Annotated in this window: 20 protein-coding genes; 2 read left to right on the top strand and 18 right to left on the bottom strand. The window is 67.1% G+C overall.

Annotated features, from left to right (window positions below):
• From BW981_RS19055 to BW981_RS18990, 14 genes are all read right to left on the bottom strand, one after another.
• On the bottom strand, nt 1–2,049 hold the full coding sequence (locus BW981_RS19055; RefSeq protein ID WP_076442109.1) for a hydantoinase/oxoprolinase family protein: 2,049 nt from the start codon (nt 2,047–2,049) through the stop codon (nt 1–3).
• Nucleotides 2,050–2,159: 110 nt separating this feature from the next.
• Nucleotides 2,160–2,954 carry an ABC transporter permease gene (locus BW981_RS19050; RefSeq protein WP_076442107.1) on the bottom strand — a complete coding sequence of 265 codons (795 nt, stop codon included), beginning with the start codon at nt 2,952–2,954 and terminating at the stop codon, nt 2,160–2,162.
• Nucleotides 2,955–2,966: 12 nt separating this feature from the next.
• The gene (locus BW981_RS19045; protein ID WP_244560383.1) at nt 2,967–3,833 is read right to left on the bottom strand and encodes an ABC transporter permease; all 867 of its coding nucleotides are present in this window, start codon (nt 3,831–3,833) and stop codon (nt 2,967–2,969) included.
• Between the two features lie 14 nt (nt 3,834–3,847).
• On the bottom strand, nt 3,848–4,891 hold the full coding sequence (locus BW981_RS19040) for an ABC transporter ATP-binding protein (protein WP_076442103.1): 1,044 nt from the start codon (nt 4,889–4,891) through the stop codon (nt 3,848–3,850).
• Between the two features lie 28 nt (nt 4,892–4,919).
• Entirely contained in the window at nt 4,920–5,876 is a 957-nt protein-coding gene (locus BW981_RS19035) for an ABC transporter substrate-binding protein (RefSeq protein WP_348521416.1), read from the bottom strand.
• Nucleotides 5,877–6,037: 161 nt separating this feature from the next.
• Nucleotides 6,038–6,706, bottom strand: a complete 669-nt coding sequence (locus BW981_RS19030) for an RraA family protein (RefSeq protein ID WP_076442100.1) — start codon at nt 6,704–6,706, stop codon at nt 6,038–6,040.
• A 17-nt stretch (nt 6,707–6,723) separates the two neighbouring features.
• Entirely contained in the window at nt 6,724–7,530 is an 807-nt protein-coding gene (locus BW981_RS19025; RefSeq protein WP_076442098.1) for a carbon-nitrogen hydrolase family protein, read from the bottom strand.
• 243 nt (nt 7,531–7,773) lie between these two features.
• Nucleotides 7,774–8,724: a LysR family transcriptional regulator gene (locus tag BW981_RS19020; RefSeq protein ID WP_244560382.1), complete on the bottom strand. Its 951-nt coding sequence runs from the start codon at nt 8,722–8,724 to the stop codon at nt 7,774–7,776.
• 60 nt (nt 8,725–8,784) lie between these two features.
• The gene (locus tag BW981_RS19015; protein WP_076442139.1) at nt 8,785–10,065 is read right to left on the bottom strand and encodes a phospholipase D-like domain-containing protein; all 1,281 of its coding nucleotides are present in this window, start codon (nt 10,063–10,065) and stop codon (nt 8,785–8,787) included.
• Between the two features lie 22 nt (nt 10,066–10,087).
• Nucleotides 10,088–11,716, bottom strand: a complete 1,629-nt coding sequence (locus BW981_RS19010; protein WP_076442096.1) for an OpgD/OpgG family glucan biosynthesis protein — start codon at nt 11,714–11,716, stop codon at nt 10,088–10,090.
• Between the two features lie 138 nt (nt 11,717–11,854).
• Nucleotides 11,855–12,988, bottom strand: coding sequence for an ABC transporter permease (locus BW981_RS19005; RefSeq protein ID WP_076442094.1), 1,134 nt, complete (start codon nt 12,986–12,988; stop codon nt 11,855–11,857).
• A gap of 1 nt (nt 12,989) precedes the next feature.
• Nucleotides 12,990–15,725, bottom strand: a complete 2,736-nt coding sequence (gene rbbA / locus BW981_RS19000; protein ID WP_076442092.1) for a ribosome-associated ATPase/putative transporter RbbA — start codon at nt 15,723–15,725, stop codon at nt 12,990–12,992.
• Nucleotides 15,722–16,717, bottom strand: a complete 996-nt coding sequence (locus tag BW981_RS18995; RefSeq protein ID WP_076442090.1) for an HlyD family secretion protein — start codon at nt 16,715–16,717, stop codon at nt 15,722–15,724. Before BW981_RS18995 ends, rbbA begins: the two co-directional genes overlap by 4 nt.
• A gap of 191 nt (nt 16,718–16,908) precedes the next feature.
• Nucleotides 16,909–18,162, bottom strand: a complete 1,254-nt coding sequence (locus BW981_RS18990; RefSeq protein WP_076442088.1) for a cation:proton antiporter — start codon at nt 18,160–18,162, stop codon at nt 16,909–16,911.
• Nucleotides 18,163–18,532: 370 nt separating this feature from the next.
• On the opposite strand from BW981_RS18990, the gene BW981_RS18985 reads away from it, so the two are divergent.
• On the top strand, nt 18,533–19,021 hold the full coding sequence (locus BW981_RS18985) for a DUF421 domain-containing protein (RefSeq protein WP_076442086.1): 489 nt from the start codon (nt 18,533–18,535) through the stop codon (nt 19,019–19,021).
• Nucleotides 19,022–19,084: 63 nt separating this feature from the next.
• Here the strand turns inward: BW981_RS18985 and BW981_RS18980 are convergent, their stop codons facing one another.
• Entirely contained in the window at nt 19,085–19,855 is a 771-nt protein-coding gene (locus tag BW981_RS18980; RefSeq protein WP_244560380.1) for an aspartate/glutamate racemase family protein, read from the bottom strand.
• A 13-nt stretch (nt 19,856–19,868) separates the two neighbouring features.
• Nucleotides 19,869–20,579, bottom strand: coding sequence for a GntR family transcriptional regulator (locus tag BW981_RS18975; RefSeq protein ID WP_076442084.1), 711 nt, complete (start codon nt 20,577–20,579; stop codon nt 19,869–19,871).
• A 678-nt stretch (nt 20,580–21,257) separates the two neighbouring features.
• Here BW981_RS18975 and BW981_RS18970 point away from each other — a divergent pair.
• Nucleotides 21,258–22,079, top strand: coding sequence for a universal stress protein (locus BW981_RS18970; protein ID WP_244560379.1), 822 nt, complete (start codon nt 21,258–21,260; stop codon nt 22,077–22,079).
• A 164-nt stretch (nt 22,080–22,243) separates the two neighbouring features.
• On the opposite strand, the gene BW981_RS18965 is transcribed toward BW981_RS18970, so the two are convergent.
• Complete coding sequence (locus tag BW981_RS18965) at nt 22,244–23,398, bottom strand: acyl-CoA dehydrogenase family protein (protein WP_076442080.1); 1,155 nt, start codon at nt 23,396–23,398, stop codon at nt 22,244–22,246.
• A gap of 38 nt (nt 23,399–23,436) precedes the next feature.
• Nucleotides 23,437–24,636, bottom strand: a complete 1,200-nt coding sequence (locus BW981_RS18960) for an acyl-CoA dehydrogenase family protein (RefSeq protein ID WP_076442079.1) — start codon at nt 24,634–24,636, stop codon at nt 23,437–23,439.
• Between the last annotated feature and the right edge of the window lie 3 nt (nt 24,637–24,639).

Here is a 24,639-nt window from a genome sequence, read left to right as displayed (position 1 = left end):
TCAATGGCTGGCGAGACGGTCGGCGACGAGCGCGCCGGAGGCATGGGCGAGGATGGACCAGCCAGCCGGCAGGTAGATCGAGGTATAGGGCTCCTCGACCACAACCGGGCCGGTGACCGGCTCGGTGGTGCCGATGGAATCGCGGTCGCGCACCGGCGTGGCGAGGGGGCCGTGGCGGCCATGGACCGGGCGGCTGCGCCCGGACGGCGCGGCGAGCGCAGCCTCGGTGGACACCGCAGTGGGTTTGGCCAGCGCGCCGACCGCCTTCAGACGAAGCGCCACCGTTTCCACCGGCACGGAGGGCTCGTCATAGGAAAAGCGCTGGCGGTGCAGGGCGTGGAAGGCGGCCGTCGCCGTCTCGACGCCGGGGGCTGAGAAATCCGCACCGGCGAGCGGGACGCGCAGATCGAAGGCCTGTCCGGCATAGCGCAGGTCGAGCGCCCATTCGAAGCGCTGCGCTGCCTCGGGCACGCCGTCTTCCAAAAGCAGCGCGCGGGCATCGGCGACGAGGCGCTCCGCGGTGCGCGAGAGGGCTGGCGCCACGTCGCTCAGCAGGCCGATCTGCGTGGCACTGAGATCATGAGCGATGTCGGACCAGAGGATGCCCCATGCCGAGAGCGTCGAGGCATGAGCCGGGAAGACGACGCGGCGAATGCCGAGCTCCTCGGCCACCTCGCAGGCATGGACGCCGCCGGCGCCACCAAACGACAGCAGCGCGAAATCCTCGGGGTCCATGCCCTTTTCGAAGAGCGAGAGCCGGGTCGCGGTTGCGAGCGCCGAATTGGCGACGTCGATCACGCCGGCCGCGACCTGGTCGATGGTGAGGCCGAGGCGCGCCGCGATCGGCTCCGCCGCCTGGCGGGCCGCCTCGGGGTCGAGCGGCATGGCGCCGCCCATGAAGCTCGTCCCATCGAGCCGGCCGAGCAGGAGATTGGCGTCGGTGACCGTGAACTGGGTGCCGCCCTTGCCGTAGCAGGCGGGGCCGGGATCAGCGCCGGCCGAATGCGGGCCGATGCGCAGGCGCCCACCCTCGTCGACCCAGGCGATGGAGCCGCCGCCGGCGCCGATGGTCCGCATCTCGATCATCGGCAGGCGGACGGGCAGGCCGTCGACCTCGCCCTCGTTGACCATGGCGACCTCGCCGTCATGGACGACGGAAACGTCGAAGGATGTGCCGCCCATGTCGACGGCGACGAGGTTCGGCTCGTCCAGCGTGGCGGACAGGCGCTTTGCCGCCGCCGCGCCGCCGCTGGGGCCGGAGAGCAGCAGGCGGGCCGGTTCGCGCCCGGCCTTGGCGAGGCCGGCGACGCCGCCGTTCGACTGCACGAGATAGACCTGCGCCTCTGGCAATTCCTCCTTGAGGCACCCCGCCAGCCGGTCAGTGTAGCGCTGGACGATCGGGACCAGCATGGCGTTGAGCGCCGTGGTCGACATGCGCTCGTATTCGCGGATCTCGGGGGAGATGTCGGAAGCCAGCGTCACCGCCACGCCGGGCAGAGCCTCGCTCAGGATCTCGCCGATGCGGCGCTCATGGGCCGGGTTGGCATAGGCGTGGAGCAGGCAGACAGCGACGGATTTCGCTCCGGCCTCGGCGATCTGGGCCGCGACGCGGCGCACGCCTGCCTCGTCGAGCGGCACGGTCACCTCGCCCGCCGCGTTTACCCGCTCGGTCACGCCGAAGCAGAGCCGGCGGGCGACGAGAGGGGCGGGCTGGGCGAGCGTGATGGCGTAGACGTCGGTGCGGCCATGGCGGCCGATCTGCATGACGTCCTCGAAGCCGGCGGTGGTGATGACCGCGCCGAGCGGCAGCTTGCGCTCCAGCACCGCATTGGTGGCGATCGTCGTGCCGTGAAGGAGGTATTGGACGGCCTCCATCGGGAAGCCGAAGCGCTCCGAGGCCTGGCGGATGCCGGTCAGCAGGCCGACGGAAGGATCGGACGGGGTGCTGGGGGTCTTGATCTGGTGGATGGCGCCGGATTCGGCGTCGAGGATTTCGATGTCGGTGAAGGTGCCGCCGATATCGACGGCGATGCGGATGTCGGGTTCCACGGGCAAGGCTCCAGGGTTCCCGCTCGCGGTCGGCGAGCGGGTCGGGTGGTCTAAAAGGCGGTGCAGTACGTCTGGCGCGCTCTACGCGCCGGAATGCTCGGGCATGGCGGTCATTTCACGAAGGTCTTGGCCAGACCGGAGGTGCGGTCGACCACGAGCACGACGAGAAGGGTGAGGACGACGAGCAGCACGGAGAGAGCCGCGACGAGCGGATCCGCCTGCTGCTCGACATGGTGGTACATCGCGACCGGCAGCGTCTGGATGCGCGGGCCGGTCATGAAGAGCGAGAGCACGACCTCGTCGAAGGAGACGAGGAAGCACAGCGCCGTCGTGCCGATCAGGCCTGATTTCATCATCGGCAGGGTGATGCGGCGGAACACCGTGAGCGGCGAGGCTCCCAGCGTCGCGGCAGCCTCCTCCACCGCCAGCGGCAGGGTCGCCAGCGCCGTCGCCAGCACCCTGAGCGCATAGGGAAGCGTCACGATGAGATGCGCCGCAACCAGACCCGGGAAGGTCGCGAGCAGGCCGAAGCGGGCAAAGACGATCAGGATGGCGAGGCCGAGCACGATGGTCGGCAGCAGAAGCGGCGCGGTGAACAGGCTCGACATCACCTCGGCGCCACGCGGCTTCAGGCGCACGAGGCACCAGGCGGCCGGCAGCGCAATCAGCAGGCTCAAGGCGGTGACGACACAGGCCAGCACGATGCTGGTCCAGAAGGCCGCCGTCATCGTCCCGTCCTTGAAGATCGCCGGATACCATTTCAGGCTCCAGCTCGTCGGCGGGAAGGTCATATAGGCGTCGCCCGAAAAGGAGATCGGCACGACGACGATCAGCGGCGCCAGCAAGAAGACGAACATCGCCAGGGCGAGCAGCTTCAGCGTGAGGGAGACGGGACGTTCATCCATAGGCCACCTCCCTCACATGATCGCGCGCAAGGCGCGGGTGTAGAGCACCAGCGCGCCGCCGAAGACGCCGAGCACGATCAGCGAAAGCGTCGCGGCCAGCGGCCAGTTCAGCGTCACGATGGCCTGGTCATAGATCTCGGTCGCCAGCAGGAAGACGCGGCCGCCGCCGAGCAGCTTCGGCGTGATGAAGGACGAGACCGCCAGCACGAAGCAGAGCAGGCAGCCGAGCGCGATCCCAGGCAGCGTCAGCGGCAGGATGATGCGGCGGAAGACGGTGAAGGGCGGCGCACCCAAGGTCGAGGCCGCCTCCTCGATGCGCGGATCGAGCCGGCCGAAACCGGCGAGCAGCGCGAGGATCATGTAGGGCATCAGGATTTCGGTCAGGCCGATGGTGACGCCGATCTGGTTGAACATCAGCCTGATCCGCGCGAGGCCGAGCGCGGCCAGGCCGTTGTTGACGAGGCCGCTGTCGGACAGGATCGCGATCCAGCCATAGGTGCGGACCACCGCCGAGGTCAGCAGCGGCGAGATTACCAGCACGAGCAGGATCGTCTTCCAGGTGCCGCTGGAGCGGTGCAGATAGAGCGCGATCGGATAGGAGCAGAGCAGCGTCAGGAGCGTGATTCCGAGGCTGACGGTGATGCTGTTCAGGAGAAGTTCGCCATAGAAGCTGTCGGTGATCAGCTTCGCCCAGGTGGCGAGGGTGTAGACCTCGCGCATCGTCCCGGTCGGCTCGACCTCGTAGAAGGACATGCGGGCGAGGTTCAGCACCGGCAGCAGGAATCCGGCGGCATTGACCAGCGCGATCGGCGCCAGAAGGGCCACCGCGAGCCCGAAGCCGCTGCCCCGCTTCGGCGCGGAAGCGATCGGCGCGGCCAAGCCGGCAGCGGCACTCACGCCGCCGCTCCGTAGACGAAGACGTCCTGCGGCCGCCAGGAGAGGCTGACAGGCGTGCCGGGCTCCAGCACCGTCTCGCCGCCCCGCGTCGCAAGCTCGACAGAGACGATCTGGCCGGCGACGTCGACGTCATATTGCAGGATGTCGCCCGAGAAGATCGCGCGCGCGATCCTGCCGGGGACCCCCTCCCCGCCCGACGTCGCCAGGGCGACCCGGTGCGGGCGGATCATCACCTCGACCGGCCCGCTGAGGCCCGGCGCCGGCACCGTTTGGCCGGCGAAGTCGGCGGCCCCGTCCCTGGCCACGGCCTTGAGGCGGTTGGTACGGCCGACGAAGCTCGCGACGAAGGCCGTCGCCGGGCGCTCATAGAGATCGACCGGCGTGCCGATCTGCTCCAGCCGGCCCTGGTTCATCACCACCACCTTGTCGCACATGGTCAGGGCCTCGCCCTGATCATGCGTGACGAAGATCGCGGTGATGCCGAGGCGCTGCTGGATGTCGCGGATTTCGTTGCGCATCTCGTCGCGCAGCTTCGCGTCGAGATTGGAGAGCGGCTCGTCGAGCAGCAGGATCGAGGGCCTGATCACCAGCGCGCGCGCCAGTGCCACGCGCTGCTGCTGGCCGCCGGAAAGCTGGGCCGGCCTCTGTTCCTCCTTGCCGGTCAGGTGCACGAGGGCGATCGCCTCCTTCACCCGCCGGGCGATCTCGTCCTTCGGGACTTTTCGCATCTCGAGGCCGAAGGCGACGTTCTTCGCGATGCTCATATGCGGGAACAGCGCATAGCTCTGGAAGACCAGCCCCATGTCGCGCCGATGCGTCTCGACGGTGGTGAGGTCCTGCCCACCGACGACGATCCGGCCGGAGGTCGCCGGCACGAGGCCGGCGATCATCCTGAGCGAGGTCGTCTTGCCGCAGCCCGAAGGGCCGAGAAAGGCGACGAGATCGCCCTTCGGCACTTCGAGATCGAGCCCGTCGACGGCCGTGAAGCCGGCATAGCGCTTCGTCAGCCCGCGAATGGAGAGGAAGCCGTGCTCGGCCATCGCTCTGCTCCTGCCTTGCGTGGAACGATCAGCGGCTCAGCGGGATCACCTTGCGGCGCCACTGCTCCATGATCGGCTCACGGACCTTGGCGAGCGCGATCCAGTCGACCGGAATGACCTTGTCCATCGACTTCACCGCGGTGCGGGCGATGGCGGCCTCCGAGATCTGCGCCTTGGCGTTGGTCGGGGCGTAGAACATGCTCTCGGTGAAGGCCTTCTGGGCCTCCGGCGAGAGAGCGTAGTCGATGAACTTGGCGCCGGCGTCCTTGCCCGGTCCGTTCGCGACATAGTTGATCGTGTTGATCTGGAAGACGCTGCCTTCCTTGGGGAGGATCGCCTTGAGCTTGCCGCCGGAGGTGTCCGCATTGACCTGGGCGCGGGCGTTCCAGCCGGCGCCGATCACCGCCTGCCCGGAAATGATCACCGGATAGACCTCCGGCTTGGGCTCCCAGGTCTGGACGCTCGGGGCGATCTCGCCCATCGCGGCGATGCCCTTGTCGACACTCTTGAGGTAGTCGGCGCCACCGCCGGCCTTGTCGAGGATCAGGACGAGGGAGAGGCCCTGGATGTCGGGCATGCCGGGGATCGCAACCTTGCCCTTGAACTCCGGCTTGGCCATGTCGAGCCAGCTCGTCGGGGCGCTTTTCACCTGGTCGGCGTTGTAGAGCATCACGAGATTGTCAAAGGTCACGGCCACCCCGTCGACATCGGCGATGCGGGCGTTGGGGTAGAGATCGGCAACGTTCTTGGAGACCTTCTCGTCGATCTTGGTCAGGAGCTTCTCGTCGGTCGCGGCCTTCGAGACCGAGACGTCCATGATCACCACGTCGGCCTGGGGCGCGGCCTTCTGCGCCCGCAGCGTGCCGAGCATCTGGGCCGAGTTCGGCATCGGGAAATACTCGACCTTGATGCCGGGATTGGCCTTCATGAAAGGCTCGACCACGGCCTTGGTGTAGCGCTCCTGGAACAGGCCGGAATAGCCCATGACCGTAACGGTCTGCTGCTGGGCGAGCGCCTGCGTCGAGACGCCGGCCAGAAGCAGCGCGGACAGGGTGAAAGTCGTCGAAATCTTCATGCGGTGATCCCCTCTGTTATGGTTGTGCGGGCTTCGTTATGGCGCCCGTCATGATAGAAACACGCAGATGTTCAGGCCTTTGCCAGCTTCTCCTCCACCATCTTGGTAGCGCCCGAGATGTCGGGCAGCTTCTCGCCCTTGCGCAGGCGCTCCAGCAGCACGAGCTCCTGCTGCTGCATTTCGATCGCACGGCGGGCATAGGCTTCCGCCGCGGCCGCCTTCAGCACGACCACGCCGCTTTCGTCGCAGAGCACCGCGTCGCCCGGCTCGATCGTCTGGCCGCCGACACTGACCGGCACGTTGATCGCCCCCTCGGTGCCGAGGATCTTGGTGGTGATCGGCGAGGGGCCGCGGCACCACATCGGCATGTCGGTCTTGACGATCTCGGAGAAGTCGGTGGCCGGGCCGTCGATGACGCCGGCGGCGACGCCGGCGTTCTTCATGGCATGGGTGACGACTCCGCCCCAGCAGGCGTGCTTGTCGTCGCCGCAGCGGTCGATCACCACCACGTCGCCCGGACGGACCATCTTCGTCAGGTAGTGCAGCGCGGTCGAGTCCGCATGTGGGATGCGGATCGTCACGGCCGTGCCGGCGATGCGCTTGCTCGGCAGGACCGCGCGGATCTCGCGGTCGACGAAGCCGGAATGCAGCACATGGCCGATCGTGGCCACCTCGCATTGCTGCAGGAGGGCGACCAGGTCGCCCGAGATCTGGGCCGGCATCGGGTTGACGATGAACATGGCAGGTCGCTTTCCGCTCAGGCGAGGACGTGGTGGTTGGCAACGGGCACCGCGGCGCGGACCTTGCCGGTGTAGTCGAAGTCGAGCCGGCCGCTGGTCGTGCCGATGCCGTCCGAGGCCTGTGCCGTGACGTGGCCCCAGGGGTTGATCACCATCGAATGGCCGTAGCAGGCGTTCTTGCCCTGGGCGTGGGTGCCGGTCTGGCCGGTGGCGAGGAACCAGGTCTGCGTCTCGCAGGCGCGGGCCCGGGCCAGCAGTTCCCAATGGTCCTTGCCGGTCATCAGGGTGAAGGCGGCGGGCAGGACGATCACATCGGCGCCCGCGTCTCGCAGCTTGCGGAACAGCTCGGGGAAGCGGATGTCGTAGCAGATCGCGCAGCCGACGGTCTTGTCGCCGACCGTGTAGGTCACGACCTCCTTGCCGCGCGAGACCATGTTGGACTCGCGGTAGCTGACGCCGCCGGGCGCATCGACGTCGAAGAGGTGGATCTTGCGGTAGCGGGCCAGCTCCTTGCCGTCCGGCCCGAAAACGACCGTCGTGTTGAAGTAGTCGTCCCCGTCGCGCTCGCAGACGCTGCCGGCGTGGATGGTGACGCCGTGCTTCTCGGCCAGGCCCGACATCAGGCGGTAGCTCTCGCCGTTCGGGAAGGTTTCGGCGCTGTCGCGCATGGCGGCCGGGCTGCCGTCGAGGAAAGCGTAGTATTCCGGCAGGACGATGAGATCGGGCCGGTCCTCGGCGACGACCTTCTCGACCATGGCGCGCGCCGTCTTGAGGTTCGCGGCCTTGTCGTCCTGCGAGTTCATCTGGATGAGCGAAACCTTCACGACGTTCTCCCTGGCACGGCCCGCGCGTCGACGGGAATGCGCGACGGTCCCGGCGTGCAGAAGCAGACCAAACCCGAACTGGCCCGGCAAACGCGAAATTCTTGTCCGCCTCGACAAGAATTGCTTATGACCGGCCGGTGACCATGTCCTGCCGCCTCACAAGGCAGGAACACGACCACTCAACCTGTTGCTGCGTCACGGGATTTTTCCTTCGCGGCCGCAGCGGACCCGTGCGGCGGCGTTCTAGCGGGCAGCCGTCGAGGCGGCGATCTCCGCCGCCATGTCCGCGATCAGGGCGGGCAGCGTGTTGCCGGGGTCGTCGTGATAGACCGCGTGGAAATGCAGGGCCGGGAGCCTCGCCTCGACATCCAGCGTCCGCAGTTCCCCGCTGTCGAGGAACTCCTGCACCACCACCTGCGGCAGCACGGCGACGCCGACGCCGTCGCGGATCAGCCGCGTAATCGTGGCGAGGGAGTTCGAATTGAAGACGCGCACGGTGTCGGGGTCGACACCGGCGAGCTCGATCGCCCGCAGGACGGATTGATGCGGCTGCGAGCCCCGTGAATAGGCGAAGATCGGATAATCCGAGAGGTCGGCGATGCTGAGCCGGCCCGCCTGGAGCGGCAGCCGGGACGAACCGATCCACAGGCAGTCGAAGACGCAGAGCTCGATGTTGCGGATATGGGGAGCGACCACCGGCCCCATGATCAGGCCGAGATCGATCTGCCCATCCTGGATCTGCCGGGCGAGGTTCAGGCTGGTGTCGACGTTCAGGTCGATCGCGACATTCGGGTAGCTCTCCTTCACCCGCTCGATCAGCCGCGGCAGCCAGGCATAGACGATGGAGTCGATCGCGCCGATCATCACCGTGCCGCGAAGCTGGCCGGCATCGGCGATGGAGCGCTCCAGCTCGGCGACTTGCCGCATGATCGCCTCGGCCTGCGGCAGCGCTCGCTGGCCGTGCAGCGTCAGGCTCACGGTACGCAGATCGCGCTCGAACAGTCGCACGCCGAGCTCGCGCTCCAGCGTCGCGATGCGGTTGGAGACGGCCGCCTGCGTCGTGCAGAGCTTCTCGGCCGCCAGCGAGAAATTGCGGAGCCTGGCGACCCAGACGAAGGTCTCAAGGAATTTCAGGTTCAAGGCGACGGCGCTTTCGCTGGCATGGGCTGCCCTGGCGGTGGGCGCATACCACATAGCACGGCATCATGGCTCGTCGCCGCCGGATGCGGAGCGACGGCGAACCGGCCTTTGCGCTCAGATCTGCGAACGCGCCAGGCTGGAGAGCCAGTCCATGACCTTGTCGCTCGCCGATCGATTCTGCCAGTCCGCGAAGGAATACGGCTTCGAGACTGCGACATCCTTGTCGAAGATGGCGATCTGCGCCTGTGCGAACGCCTGGTCGAACAGGTTGATGTTCGCCTCGTCGTTCAGTCGCAGGGCGCGGTCATCGATGTTCGTCGAGCCGACCGAGGTCCAGACGTCGTCCACGACCACCAGCTTGCAGTGGAAAAATGTGGGCTGGTACTCGCTGATCCTGATGCCGGCCTGCAGCAACTCGCCCCACAGATGCCGGGAGGCCTTCCTGACCACGCGGGCGTCGATCTGCGGACCGGGCACGATGATCTGGATCTCGACGCCGCGCTGCCGGGCCTCGAGCAGTTGCCGGCGTATCAGCTCGTCCGGCACGAAATAGGGCGTCGCGATCCGGATGCTCTTCTGCGCCGAGGCCAAGGCCGTCATCAGCATGAGATGCATAACATTGCGCTGATGGGTGGAACTGATCACCACCTGTGCTGCATGATCGCCGACCGGGCGGATCTCCGGAAAGAAGCGGTCTCCCATCAGCAGTTCGCCGGTCGCCTCGATCCAGTGCTCGGCGAAGGCCGCCTGGAATTCCGCCGCAGCCGGTCCCTCGATGCGGTAATGAGTGTCCCGCCATTCGTTGGGCGAGCGGGCGTCGCCGTTCCACTCGTCGGCGATACCGACGCCCCCGCTGAAGCCGATGCGGCCATCGACGACCAGCAGCTTGCGATGGGTCCGGTTGTTGAGCCGGTCGAGCGTGTACCAGGTGACAGGGCGGAACCGCACGACCTCGACGCCGGCATCCTTCATCAGCCGGATCAGCTCCAGATCCATGGGTTTGCTCCCGACCCAATCGAGCAGGACCTTCACGCTCAAGCCTTCTCGCGCCTTGGCCGACAGCGCCTCGGCAAATTCCCGCGCGATGGCGCCGCGCCAGTAGATGTAGGTCTCGAAGGTGATGGTCTGCCGCGCCTCGCGGATGGCACGCAGCATCGAGGGAAAGATCCGGTCGCCGTTGACGAGGGTCTCCACCCTGTTGCCGGGCACGTAGTTCGATCCGAACAGCGCGCCCATCGATGTCTTGAGCTGGCGGTCGGACGAAGCCAGGTGATGCGGCAGCGGCTCCCTCAGCTCCTGCGGCTCCGGGATCAGGTTGATCACCACCAGGCAGCCGACGATCCCGAGCACCGCCGAGACCAGCGCAGCAAGGACCGGGTGGCGTCGCAAAGTCATCAGCATCGAGGCGCCAGTGAATTCACTGCCGGGCCGGCTGGGCCTGCGGCACCTGCGCCCTCGCCGTGTCGCCCGGCGGGACCGACCAGGTGGCCGTCCAGGTTTCGCTCAGGGTCCGGTTGCGCGTCTTGATAAACATGCGCAGCTCCGCAGACTGGCCGTCCGGCAAGGTCGCGTCGACGATGGCGCGCACGCCCTTAAGCGGGGCATGATAGGTCAGGATCTTGGTGGTGATCGCGCCGCCGGTCGTCGTCGCGACCAGTTCCAGGCGATCGGGGGCGCCTTGGTAATAGGCGAGGTCTCCGCCGGCGAAGTCGACGATGAAGCGCTTCCTTCCCTGCCCCTCCGCGACGCCGTCCTCGATGTCCGATCCGGCAAAGCTCTGGTGCACTTGGGCATAGGGGTGGAGAAGCGAGGTCGTCGAGAGTGCCGAGATGCGGTAGCGCAGCTCCGTCGCCTGTCCGGTTGGCAAGGGGATATTCGGCGTCCAGCAGGCGACGATGTTGTCGAAGGCCTCGTTGTCGGTGGGGATCTCGACGAGATCGATGCGCCCCTCGCCCCAGTCCCCCTGCGGCTGGACCCAGTAGCCGGGCCTGGCATCGTAGCGGGCCTCGAGATCCTGGTAGCTTCCGAATTCGCGGTCGCGCTGCATCAGGCCGAAGCCACGCGGGTTCTTGTCGTGGAAGCTCGAGATGCGCAACGCCTTGGGATTGCGGAGCGGGCGCCATATCCATTCGCCACTGCCGGAGTTCATCATCAACCCATCCGAATCGTGGATTTCGGGCCTGAAATCGGTTCGCAGCCCGAGATCGCCCTCGCCGGCCTGGAACATCGAGGTCAGGGGCGCGATGCCGATTCGCTCGATTTCCCGGCGCGGAATGATCGTCGCGGTGATGTCCATATGGGTTTCGAGCCCGGGGCTCACGGCATAGCGGAAGGCCGCGGTCACCGACGGGGAATCGACCAGCGCGTAGATGACGAGCTCGGTGGTATCCGGCGTAGGCTCCTCGACCCAGAGCGCCCGCATGAACGGGAACTCCTCGGGCTGCTGCCCGCCGACGTCGAGCGCCAGCGAGCGGGCCGAAAGCCCATAGCGATGGCCCCGCCCGATCAGCCGGAAATAGCTCGCCCCCAGGAACGAGACGACTTCGTCCTGGACCTTGGGATCGTTCAGATTGGTGGTGACGGTGAACCCCGCGAAGCCCAAGGCCGGCGAGAGCCCCTTCGGGACCGGCACCTTGCCATATTCGAACAGGCCGGTCGTGAAGGGGATCGGCACCGCCGTTCCATGATCGATGAGATGAATCTGGACCGGCTTGTCGTGCAGAAAGCCGAGATGGAACGGCAGAAGGCGGAAATCCGACCCGCCCTCACGCCAGAACGCCTTGTCGCGGCGAAAGCGAACCTCACGGTAGCTGTCATAGGTCAGCTTCGAGAGTTCGCTGGGGATCGTCGCGCTCGCGGCGTCGAAGGGCTGTTTCGCCAGCGCCTTTGCCCTCTCGACCACGTCCTCGTAACCGAAGCCCCTTCCCGGCCCGGGCCGCGCGGGGGCCTGGGCCTGCAAGGCATGGCCCGGCAGAATGCATGCGCTCGAGAGCAGGCCGAGAACGGCGCGACGAGACGGTGCCTGCAATGCTTTTCCCCCACCCATGGATCCGCGGCCCGGACAGCCGGCTCCTGTCCAGAACATCGGTGGCGCGCTGGGGTTCCGGACGCTCCGTCTCGGCGGCGGCCGCGGCGCCGGGTCCTGCGGACAACGCGGCCGGCTGCCGAACGGCCGCATGCCAGTTCAGGCGAAGATGACTTTTCGGAAGCGGGCGAGCGCAACGGTGAAATAGGCCGCGCCGATCGCGCTGATCTTGGCGATCTCGGGCCAGACCACATCGAGGCCGGCGCCGCGGTAGAGCACGCCCTGCGAGAAGGCGACGAAATGCGGCGTCGGCGAGCAGATCCTCATGATCCACTGCAACCAGACCGGCATGCTCTCCATCGGGGTCGTGGCGCCGGAGAGGAGCTGAGTGACCACGAAAACCGGAATGGCGAGCAGGCCGAACTGGCCCATGGTGGTCGCCAGCGTCCCGAGCAGGATGCCGAGCGCCGCCACAGCGAAGGCGTAGATCGCCGTCCCCAGCACGAAGAGCAGCAGCGAGCCGGCGACCGGAACGCCAAGCGCTCCTTCGACGACGACGACGAGCGAGGCCACCGCCGCGGCCATGATGACCAGCGCGTTCGCCGTCATCTTGGCGAGCATGATCTCGACCGGCGTGACCGGCATCACCAGAAGATGTTCCACCGTGCCCTGCTCGCGCTCGCGGATCAGGGCCGCCCCGGTCAGGATGATGGTCAGCAGGGTGACGTTGTTCAGCACCTGCATCACCGAGCTGAACCAGCCGGAATCGAGATTGGGGTTGAAGCGCGCCCGCACCACGAGATTGATCGGCGATGCGGGCGTGGACTCGCGCCCGGCCTGCCGGTTGGCGATCTCCTGAGCGATGATCTGCTGGATATAGACCGCTCCGTTGCCCGCCTGGGTCATCGCGGTCGCGTCGATGTTGAGCTGCAGCGTCGGCGAGCGGCCAGCCTGGAGGTCCGCCTGAAATCGGGGCGGTATTTCCAGCACGAAGACCAGACGGCCGGAGTTCATCTCGGCGTCGATCTGGTTGGCGGCGATGCGCGTCGAGAGCTTGAACAACGGCGGCCCGAAGGTGCCGAGCAGGCTGCGCGAGAACTCCGACTGGTCCTCGTCGACGATTCCGATGGTGAGATCGCGCGCCTCCAGCTTCACGCCGTTCGCGACCGTGTAGACCGCGATGGTGAAGGCATAGACCACCAGCACCAGCATGATCGGGTCCGCCCTCAGGCTGCGCAGCTCCTTCACCACCAGGCGCAGGATGTTCTGGAGGTGGATGACGAGCGCCGCCATCTCAAGCCTCCTGCTTGCTCAGCGCCAATTGCGCGACGAGCAGGAAGAGCAGGAAGAAGAAGCCGAGCATCACGAGATTCGGCCAGAGCTCGGCCGGCCCCAGCCCCTTCGTGAAGACACCGACGCTGACAGGCTGATACCAGGCCGGCGGCAGGCTCATGCCGAGGATGCGGCCGCCGCCCGAGAGCGAGGCGACCGGCACCATCAGTCCCGAGAAATTCACCGCCGGGATGATCGACAGGATGGCCGTGGCGAAGACCGCGGCGACCTGCGTGCGCGTGAAGCTCGAGACGAGCTGGCCGAAACCCGTGGTCGCCGAGACATACAGCAAGGTGCCGAGCGCCAGCACCCAGGCCGAGCCCTTGATCGGCACCGCGAACACGAGCAACGCGATCAGCACCAGCATCGCGAAGCTGCCCATCGCGACGGCGATATAGGGCAGCTGCTTGCCGAACAGGAATTCGAAACGGCTGATCGGCGTCGAGCGGAAATTGGCGATCGAGCCTGTCTCCTTCTCGCGGACGACGCCGATCGCCGACATGATCGCCGGGATCAGGATCAGCATCAGCATGATCACGCTCGGCACCATCGCGTTGGCGCTCTTGAAGGCCTGGTTGTAGCGGAAGCGGGTCTCGATCGTAACCGGCGTCGCCCCATGGCTGGACGCGGCCCGGGAGGCCGCGAAGCTCTGCGCGTATTGCGCCGCCAGGCCCGTGACATAGCCGCGCGTGGTCTCGGCACGAAACGGCATGGCCCCGTCGAGCAGGACCGAGAGCTCCGGCAGGCGCCGGCTCATCAGATCGCGTCCGAAGGAGGGAGGGATCTCGATCACGAGCTGCAGCTCGCCGCTCCGCAGGCGCTCGTCGAGTTCGCCCGTGCTGCGGATCGGCGCCTGCTCGGAAAAATAGCGGGAGCTGGAGAAGGCCTCGACCAGTTGCCGGCTCTCCATCGAATTGTCCTGATCGAAGGCCGCGAATTTCAGCTTCTCGACATCGAAGGAGATGCCGAAGCCGAACGCGAGCATCAGCAGGAGCGGCCCCAGGAAGGCGAAGCTCAGCCGGATCGGATCCCGCAGGAGCTCCATCGTCTCCCGCCTCGTGCAGGCCCAGAGCCGGCGCGGATCGAAGCGGCGCGCCGGCGGGACCGGCCGCATGGCAGCGGCGGCAGGCTCGGCGGACGGCTCTGCCGGTGCGTCCGCGACTCCTGACGCCTCCTTGAGATAGGCGATGAAGGACTCTTCCAGCGTGTTCGCGCCGCGCTTTTCCACCAGCTCCCGCGGCGTGCCGACCGCCAGCACCTTGCCGGCATGCATGAAGGAGATCCGGTCGCACCGCTCCGCCTCGTTCATGAAATGGGTCGAGAGGAAGATGGTGACCCCGTCGTCGCGCGAGAGGTCGATCAGCGTGCGCCAGAAGGCGTCGCGCGCGATCGGATCGACGCCCGAGGTCGGCTCGTCGAGGATCAGCATGGCCGGGCGGTGCAGCACGGCGACGGCGAGCTGGAGGCGCTGGCGGATGCCGAGCGGCAGGCTGTCGGGCCGCTCCTCGGCGACGGACGCGAGATCGAAGCGCGTCAGAAGCTCGGCGATCCGAGCGGGGATTTCGGCCGGCGGCAGATGATAGAGCTCGGCATGCAGCACGAGGTTCTGGCGGACGGTCAGCTCGCTGTAGAGCGAGAAGGCCTGCGACATGTAGCCGACATGCCGGCGCGTCTCCATGTCGTCGGCGGCCAGGGGCTGGCCGAAGAGCCTGGCCGTGCCTTCGGTCGCCGGCAACAGCCCGGTCAGCATCTTCATCGTGGTCGACTTGCCGCAGCCATTCGAGCCGAGAAAGCCGAAGATCTCGCCCCGCCCGATGCGGAAGCTGACATGGTCGACCGCGACGAAATCGCCGAAGCTTCGCGTCAGGCCCTCCGCCTCGATCGCGGGTGTGGCGTCGTCGCCGACGATGCGGGGCCGCAGCACGACCTCCCGGTGCTGCGCGCGCTTGGCCTCCGGCAGCAGCGCGACGAAGGCGGCCTCCAGCGTCGATTGCCCCGCCTTCCGGCGCAGCTCGGCCGGCGTGCCCGTCGCGATCGCCTTGCCGTCATCCATGGCGACCAGCCAGTCGAAACGCTCGGCCTCCTCCATATAGGCCGTCGCGACGATGACGCTCATGCCCGGCCGGCGGGCACGGATCGTGTCGATCAGGTCCCAGAACTGCCCGCGCGAGAGAGGATCGACGCCGGTGGTCGGCTCGTCGAGGATCAGCAGGTCTGGATCGTGAATCAGCGCGCAGCAGAGCGAGAGCTTCTGCTTCATGCCGCCGGACAGCTTCGCGGCGGGCCTTGCCTCGAAAGGATCGAGCCCTGTCGCCTTGAGCAGTTCGTCGATGCGGCCGCGGCGCTCGGCGGCCCCCTGCCCGAACAGCCGGGCGTGGAAATCGATGTTCTCGAAGACCGACAGCGTCGGATAGAGATTGCGCCCCAGCCCCTGCGGCATATAGGCGATCTGCCCGCGCCTCGCCTCGCGCTCGGCCTTCACGGCGAGATCGCCGCCAAGGGCGTGGACCCTGCCCTGCTGGATCATCCGGACGCCGGCGACCAGAGCGAGCAGCGTCGATTTGCCGACGCCATCCGGACCGATCACGCCGATCATGCGCCCGGCGGGGATGTCGAGCGTCAGCGCATCGAGGGCCGTCACCTTGCCGTAGCGATGCGTCACCCCGGCGAGGCTGGCCGCAAAGCCGGGTTCCGTCATGGCAGCTTCACGGCCAGCGAGTCGGGCCATTTTGCGGAGGGCGAAGTCCGCACGAAGCCGAGCCCGCGCACGCCGGTCTTCACCTGCCGGTGGTATTTGGCGAGCAGGTCGCGATCGAGCTGAAGCTTGGCGCGGAACACCAGCTTCTCACGTTCCTCGGCGGTCTCGACCGCCTTGGGGGTGAACTGCGCGTCGGCAGCGACGAAGCTGACCGTCGCAGGGATGACGTACTGAGGCACGGGATCGAGGATGATCCTTGCCTCGTCACCCAGCGCGAGCTGTCCCGCCTGCCCGGCCGGCAGGTAGATCGTCATGTAGACATCCGAGAGGTCGAGGATGGTGACAACGCGCGTGCCGGCTGCGACCACCTCGCCGCTGCGGGCGAGCTGGTACTGGACGCGGCCGCTGCGCGGCGCCAGCAGCACGAGGTCGACGAGGATCGCCTTGATCTGCTCGGCATCGGCTTCGGAGGCGTGGATCGCGAACTGGGCCTGGTCGCGCTGCGCCTGCGCGGCGCGCAAGGCGGCGTCGGCGGCATCGGCCTTCGCCGAGCGCTGGTCGTCGACCTGCTTGCTGAGATAGCCCTTCGTGACCAGCTCCTTGCCACGCTCGGCGTCGGTGCGGGCGAGGATCTGGTCGCTCTTGCGCTGGGCGATGAGGGCCTCGGCCTCGGCGAGCGCCTGACGGGCCCGCAGCACCTTCGCCTGCGCGGCCCGCAACTGCGCCTCGTATTCCGGCGACGAGATGCGGGCGATCACCTGGCCGGCGGTCACGTCGTCGCCCTCCTTGACCGTGACTTCCGCCAGGCGGCCTGCATATTTCGAGGCGACGTCGACCTGCGTGGCTTCGATGCGGCCATTGGTCTTGACGATGCCGTCAGGCATCGCATCGCCACGCAACCTCTCGATCAACGCCTTGATGCGGGATTGCGCCTGCGCTCCTGGCGCCGACAGGGTCAGCGCGGCGAGAAAGGCGATTGCAGCACGGCGCATGTCCAGATCTCCCAGGAGAGCAGGCCTATACGGCCCAAGAGGTGACAGCCGCCTTGCTGCAGATCAAGCCCGCATCGACAATCGGGCGGTTATCGGTGCCATGCCCCGTTCGCGGGCATAAGGTCCGCGCGCACGGCCCGGCACCGCCGCCGCGCTCGCAGGCGTCGCGGACGACAGGTCGGTCCACAAGCTCAGCGGCGTGGCCATGTCCGGCGGGCGACGGCGCCGAGCGTCAGCCCCTGCACGACGACGGTGAAGAGCACGACGGCGTAGGTCGCGGCAAGGACAACGGATTTCTCCGGACCGTCCGGCAGCGACAGCGCCAGCGCCACGGAGATGCCGCCTCGCACCCCCGCCCAGGTCAGGAACGGAATGTTCCGGGCCGAGAGGGAACCCGTCCAGCGAAACATCAGCACCGGCATCGAGACTGCCGCGAGCCTTGCGGCGAGCACGATCGGGATCGCGCAGACGGCCAGCCCGATGGCCGTCTGCGCGAAGCGCAGGATGATCACCTCGAGGCCGATCAGGAGGAACAGGATCGAGTTCAGGACCTCGTCGATCAGCGTCCAGAGCGAGGATACGTAGCCCTGTGTGCGCTCGCTCATGGCGTTCCGCGGCGCAAGGTCGCCCACGACAATGCCGGACGCGACAACGGAGAGGGGCCCGCTGAGCCCAAGCTTCTGCGCGGCAGCGTAGGTGCCGGCGACAAGAGCCAGCGTGATCAGCACCTCGACCGAGAAATCGTCGATCGCACGCATTGCCCGGTAGGCGACATAGCCTGTGCACAGCCCAAGAAGAATGCCGCCGCCCGCTTCCACGGCGAGGTGCTCGAACGCGCTGGCGACGGTGAAGCTCCCATCGCCCATTCCGGTGGCGAAGCCGAGCAGCAGGCTGAAGAGCACGACGCCGACGCCGTCGTTGAAGAGCGCCTCGCCCTGCATCTCGATCTGGACCTCGTCCGGCACATCGACGTTCCTCAGCACATTGAGGACCGCGACCGGATCCGTCGGGCTGATGAGCGCTCCGAAGACGAGCGCCCAGGGCAAGGAGAGTTGCAGCCCCGCCAGGCCCGCTGCCCACCAGAACAGGCCGCCGACCAGCAGCGTCGAGAGGGCTGTCCCGATCAGGGCGAGGAAGGCGATCTGCCATGCCCTGTTTCGCAGAAGGCGGAGGTTGAGGTGGATCGCCCCGGCAAAGAGCAGGAAGGCGAGCATCCCGTCCATGACGACGCGGGTGAAGTCGATCTGCCGGAGCGCTCTCGCGAGCTGGTTGTAAAGCAGTTCGTCGGGGAACATCGCCTCGATCCCGACGAGGACGAGGGAGGCGAACAGTCCGATCACCAGCAGACCCGTGGCATGCGGCAGATGGACGAAGCGGTGGTTCACCCAGCCGAACAGCGCCGACAGCACGAGCAGAAGCGCGGAAAGGTCGAAGATCGAGATCAACGCTTCCCCCTCACGTTCGCGCCACCGCTCCGCATCGCCCGAGCCTCCTGCTGCGCCCATCCTCACAACCTTCCCGGGCGGGATCGGTTCGCACGGATCGGCGGAGCCCCCGCGCCCAGCCTGCAGGCCGACCATCAAAGCGATGCCGAGAGTCGTCACGGCCGGGGCGAACGCCCGCCACCTGTTCGGACGAGAAAACCGGCCCGCCGACGCGGAGCCTTCCATGACGAGAGCGATCATGAACGAAACCGCACCTCGTCGGTTGGAGACGGTAGCGCGCCCGGGAAAGCCCCGCCTCTGCCACCTGCATGCGGCGGCGCGGCCTGGCATCGGCGGCGGCCGACGACGCTCCGTGGAAGGGGGCCGACGAATGAACTGGCAGGGCATGCTGTTTCAGGACTGGCACGGCGTTGTCCGCACCATCTTCGTGGGGTTCCTGGCCTATGGCGCCCTCGTCGCCATCCTTCGGATCTCCGGCAAGCGCACGCTGGCGAAGCTCAACGCGTTCGATCTCGTCGTGACGGTGGCGCTCGGTTCGACATTGTCGGCCATCCTCCTCCAGGAGTCGGTTGCCCTCCTCGAAGGGGTCGTGGCGTTGGGCCTGCTGATCGCGATGCAGTTCCTCGTCGCCTTCATGTCGGTCCGCTCGAAGGGATTCGCCAAGGCTGTCCGCTCCGAGCCGACGCTCCTGGTGCGCAAGGGGGAGTTCTGCGACGACGCCCTCCGGTCCGAGCGGGTCACGAGGGAGGAGGCGGTTTCGGCCATCAGGTCCAAAGGCGGCCGTGGCGTCGAGGACGCGGATTTCGTCATCCTCGAAAGCGACGGGACCATGAGCGTCGGGTTGCTGCCGGGACGATGAGCGCGGCTCGGGCGGTCCGACGCAGGCGCACGCGCTCTTCCCTTTCTTCCGACTGCCCGATCGTCAGGCAATGCGCGGCGCGGACGACATCAGCTCGGCAAGATGCTTCGAGAGCCCGGTGCTCGGCACGGGCGCCGGGAAGGCGAGGTCCCCGCGGGAGGGCTTGTCGGTCGGTCCGTGCAGGGCGTCCAGCACGGCCGCGAAGCCGGTTTCCGCCGAGCAGAGCACCTGAGTGTTGACCAGAGGCTGCACGCGCGCAGCCAGGCCGGCAAGCCCGGCTCCGCCGAGGATCACCGTCCCTGCCCCGTCCCGTTCCGCCGCCTGCCGGCAGGCGTTGGCGAGGAGCGCGATGGAGCCTTCGGGATCCGCCGCGATGTCCCCGCCGGTGGGCGCGACGGTGATGATCGAGGCGAGCGCCTCCGACAAGCCGAGCGATGCGACGAATTCGGTCAGGATCGGCCCCCAGCGCTCGCCCCCGGTGACGATCGAGAAGCGGCCGCCAATGGCGGCGGCGCGCCGGCAAGCCGCCTCAGCCATGCCGATCACCGGGACGCTGGCCAGTTCCTTCAGGGCGAACAGACCTGGATCGCCGAAGCAGGCAAGATAGACCGCGTCGCAATCCCCGCCGTGCTCGGCATAGGCATCGAGCGCGGCATGGGCCGCGATCGCGCCGGCGCTGCGGCTGGAGATGTAGCGGGCGCCGAAGCGACCGGTGGCGGGTTTCAGCCTGACGCCGGGCGGCGTCAGCGGCTCCAGCACACGCATGACCAGGCCGGTCATGTCCGCGCTGGTGTTGGGGTTGAGGACGAGGATCCTCATCAGATCGTAGGTCATGCGTGCCTCTCCGTCATCCCGCCTCGGCGAGCGGCACCACGCCCGCCTGATGGCGCGCGAGCTCTTCCGTCACGACATCCTCCACCGAGGGCCCGACCGGCTCGCACAATGTGGGCCGGAGCCGGGTCTCGACCAGCGAGAGATGCGTCGTCATCGCCTTGACGGCCTTGCCGCGCTCGCGTGCCGCCAGCGCGCGGAAGATGGCCCGGTGCTCGTCGCAGCCGCAGGCGGAGCCGGCACTGGTCTCGTAGCGCTTGACCAGCATCAGCGTGCGGCTGATCAGCTCCTGCGCATGTCGCTGGACGAGCGGGTTGCCGGTCAATTCGGCCAGCAGGTAATGGAATTCAGCAGAGAGCCGCTGCCAGGTCGCCTGGTCGCCGCAGCGCAGCGCCTCCGCCTCGGCCTCGACATGCCGGCGCAGCCTCTCGATCTGCGCCGGTGTGAGATTGGCGGCCAGATGAGCCGCCATGCCGCTCTCCAGGATGCGGCGCGCCTCGTAGACGACATGGCCCTCGCGCAGGTCCGGCGCGAGGGTGAAGGCGCCGCGATTCCTGACCATGTCGAGCAGCCTTTCGGCGCCGAGCCTGTGCAGCACCTTGCGGACGCGTTCCCGGCTGACGCCGAAGATCTCGGCCAGATGATGCTCGCCGAGCTTCAGCCCGCCCGGAAGCCGGCCCGCGAGCAGAACCCGCGTCAGGACGGCATGAATCTCTTCTTCCTGCATGGCCCGACTATCGCGAGCGCCCTTCGAAACGCCAACCCGCCACCCGCACATTCTTTCGGCAGAGCCAGCGCCATATCAGGCACAACAATTCTCATATTGTGCACAAAACATGGCTGTCATCCGCGCCCCTTCCCCGATTTTCCCGATCATCGGATTCTTCTACCATCGGTCGGCCGCCCTCCGGCGTAGCGAAGTGGAGCTGCACGCGCGGCCTGGAACACCACTGCAGGGGACGCTTCTTCCGCTCGTCTCGGTCGGGCCGGAAGCGCAATTCTGGAAAGCAGATCGGGCGGATCCAAGGAGCTCAAGTCAAGGCTGTCGAAGGCGCCAACCGGACTAAGCGCTTGATTTAAGCGGCGCGGGCGCGAAGCTCGAACCCGCGACCTCCGGCGTGACAGGCCGGTGGCGGTCCACCTCGGTTGCGGAAAGGCCTCGTTCGGCCACGGAAAACTCAAGGGGCGAGCCGCTCTGCTTGTCGAACAACGACATACGGATGTCTCCTCGGACCGGGGGACATGCAAGCAGGCTCGGGATCGTCGTCGGGCACCCTCGGGAGGGGGCGCTTGATGGAAGCCTTCCCCGCGGACAAACGGTTTGATCCACCGCAAAGAGCGCCGAGCGCGGGCGCATCATGTTGGACGTTATCAGGAGGCGATCATGATCGACGGTATCAAGAGCGTGCTGGTGACGCTGGCGCAAGAAGGACGCGATGACGACGGCTCGGCGTTCCAATATGGGCTTTCGCTGGCCCGTAAGGCGGGCGCCCACCTCACGGTGCAGGCGCCGGCGGGCCGCTTTCACGTGCCTTATACGCTGATCACGGGGCTGGCGCAGAGCATCGTCTCCGCGGAAAATCGCCGGATCGCCGCGCTGGCGGAACGTGTGGCCGAGCTGGCGAAGGCGGAGGCAGATTTCGCCGGCGTCGTCTGTACGGTCGAGAGCCCGCAGCTCTATTATCAGGAGTTGCTCGATCGCTTCATCGCCCAGGCGCGGGTCCACGACATCACCGTGCTGAACGCCGAGCCATCGCCGACGGAGACATACTGGGACCTGATCGAAGTCTGCCTGTTCGGAAGCGGCAGACCGGTTCTGGTCGTGCCGAAGAACCGGAGCGAGTTCGCCTGCGAGCGGGTCGTCGTCGCATGGGACGGAAGTGCAACGGCCTCGCGGGCCGTCGCGGCCGCTCTCCCTTTGCTCAAAGCCGCAGAGGAGGTCGTGATTGTTTCGGTTTCGGGCGAGAAGGACCTGTCGAATTCAATCCCGAGCTCCGATCTCGCGCCGCATCTGGTCCACCACGGCATTTCCGTCACCGTTTCCGACACGACCCTGGGCTCCCGCGAGACGGTCGCGGCCGCCATCGAGCGTGAGGCTGTGGGATTCCAGGCGTCGTTGATCGTCAGCGGCGCTTACCGCCACTCTCGGCTCAGGGAATCGGTTCTTGGAGGAGTGACGCGCTCGCTGCTGGCATCCTGCTCCTTGCCGCTCGTCATGTCGCACTGAAGCCCGATAGACAACTGCGCCGCGCCGATCGCTGCCTTGTGAGTGGAACAAACCAGAGCTCCGGGCCCTTCGCCCGGTGACTGGCCCTGCGACTGCGGCGCCTGGCGCGTCACTGTCGCGGTTCGAACAGGAATCCGGGCATGGCCGAGCCCGCGCGGCGGGTATCAGCGCTTTTGGCCAGCAGTGCCGAAATCGCCCATCCGCTTGAGGTGGTAGCCGGTATCCCCGAAAGCGCTCTCGATCATCGTGAGGCGCTTGAAGTAATGTGCACCGCGGTACTCCATCGTCATTCCGATGCCGCCGTGAAGCTGCACAGCCTCCTGCCCCACCAGCCGGCATGAGCGGTTGATCTGGACTTTGACGGCCGACAGCGCCGCCGCCCGCTCGGCCGCGCCGGGATGCTCCACCATCATGGCAGCGTAGAATGCCATGGAGCGTGCCTGCTCCAGCGCAATGAACATATCGACGGCGCGGTGCTGCAGCACCTGGAACTGCGCGATCGGGCCGCCGAACTGTTGACGGGTCTTGAGATAGTCCACAGTCAGCTGAAGGAGCGCCGCCATGATGCCGACGGCTTCGGCCGCGAGAGCGGCGATGGCGAATTCCGCAACCCTCTCGAGAATCGGGAATCCGTGACCGGGCTCGCCGATCATCGCATCCGCGCCGAGCCGGACCTGCGACAGCGAGATCTCCGCCGCCCGCCCGCCATCCTGGGTCCGATAGCCGTGGATCTTGAGGCCCGGAGCATCCGCCGGAAGGAGGAACAGGCCGACGCCGTCGCGATCACGCCGCTGCCCTGCCATTCGCGCGCTGAGGACGAGATGGCTGGCGCTGTCACCGTGAAGGACCACGCATTTCGCGCCCTCCAGCACGAGGCCGTCAGCATCGGACCGCGCCACCGTGGCGACGTCGAAAAGATCGTAGCGCGATTGCTTTTCGGTGGTCGCCAGAGCGAGCCGAATGCTGCCTTCGACGATGCCGGGAATAACGCAGCTCTTCAAGGCCTGCGAACCGCCGAGCCTGACCGCGCAGCCGCCCAGCACGACGCTGGCGAAGTAGGGTTCGAGCGCCAGCCCTCTTCCCAGCGCCTCCATGACCAGCATCGTCTCGACGGGCCCGCCCCCGAAGCCGCCCTCCTCCTCGCTGAAGGGGATTCCGGTCAGCCCCATCTCGACGAACTGCGCCCAGACCTTCTCCGAGAAGCCGAGCGGCTCCGCCGCATGGGCATTGCGCTGTTCGAGCGAGCCATATGCCGAGCCGACCAGCCGGTCGATGCCGGCCTTCAGCTGGGTCTGCTCCGGCGAGAGATCAAAATCCATATCCGATGTCCATCGAGCGGCCTTGAAGCGACGGTCGTTCAGAACCCCAAAACCGCCTTGGCGATGATGTTCTTCTGGATCTCGTTGGAGCCGCCATAGATCGAGACCTTGCGGCTGTTGAAATAGCTCGCCACCGCGGCATCGGCCCAATCGTAATCGAACGGCCAGCCGTCATGGGGAGGGGCCAGGAGATCCGGCGCGGCGAGGGCGAAGGGTCCCGCCACCTCCAGCAACAGCTCGGTCGTCGCCTGCTGGAGCTGCGAACCCTTGATCTTCAGGATCGAGGAGGCTGGATCGGGGCGGTTGTCGCTGGTCCGCGCCTGCGCTGCGACGACGCGCATCTGCGTGATCTCCAGCGCCTTGAGCTCAATCTCGACAGCGGCGACCCGCTCGCGGAAGTCACGCTCCTCCCACAGCATGCCCTCGCCTGCCGGCATCTCCTTCGCGAGTCGCTTGGCCCGGGCGAGACGCTCCTTCGACAGGCCGATGCGGGCGATGCCGGTCCGCTCGTTGGCAAGCAGGAACTTGGCGTAGTCCCAGCCCTTGTTCTCCTCGCCGACCAGGTTTTCGACAGGCACCTTGACGTTGTCGAAGAAGACTTCGTTGACCTCATGGCGGCCTTCCAGCGTGATGATCGGCCGCACGGTGATGCCGGGCGTCTTCATGTCGATCAGGATGAAGGAGATTCCCGCCTGCTTCCTGGCCGTCGGGTCGGTCCGTACCAGACAGAAGATCCAGTCCGCATATTGACCGAGCGTCGTCCAGGTCTTCTGGCCGTCGACGATGTAGTGGTCGCCCTCGCGCACGGCCTTCGTCTTGAGCGAAGCGAGGTCCGAGCCTGCGCCGGGCTCCGAGAACCCCTGGCACCACCATTCGTCAAGGTTGGCGATGCGCGCGAGGTGCTTCTCCTTCTGCGCCTGCGAGCCGAAGGCGGCGATCACCGGGCCGACCATGTAGCAGTTGAACTGCAACGGCAGCGGCACCGCGGCGAGCAGCATCTCCTCCGTGAAGACGTAGCGCTGGATCGGGGTCCAATCCTGCCCACCCCATTCCCTCGGCCAATGCGGCACGGCGTATCCGTGCGCGTTGAGGATCCGCTGCGAGGTGACGTAGTCCTCGCGCGTCAGCGCTCGCCCCTCCGAAACCTTGGCACGGATCCCGGCCGGCACCTGCGTGCGGAAGAAACTGCGGACCTCGTCGCGGAAGGCGGTTTCCTCGGGGGTGAAACGAAGGTCCATGGT

Source organism: Allobosea sp. TND4EK4, from assembly GCF_900156025.1.
In the GTDB taxonomy this organism is placed as follows: domain Bacteria; phylum Pseudomonadota; class Alphaproteobacteria; order Rhizobiales; family Beijerinckiaceae; genus Allobosea.
This window is presented reverse-complemented; position numbering and strand designations above follow the sequence as displayed.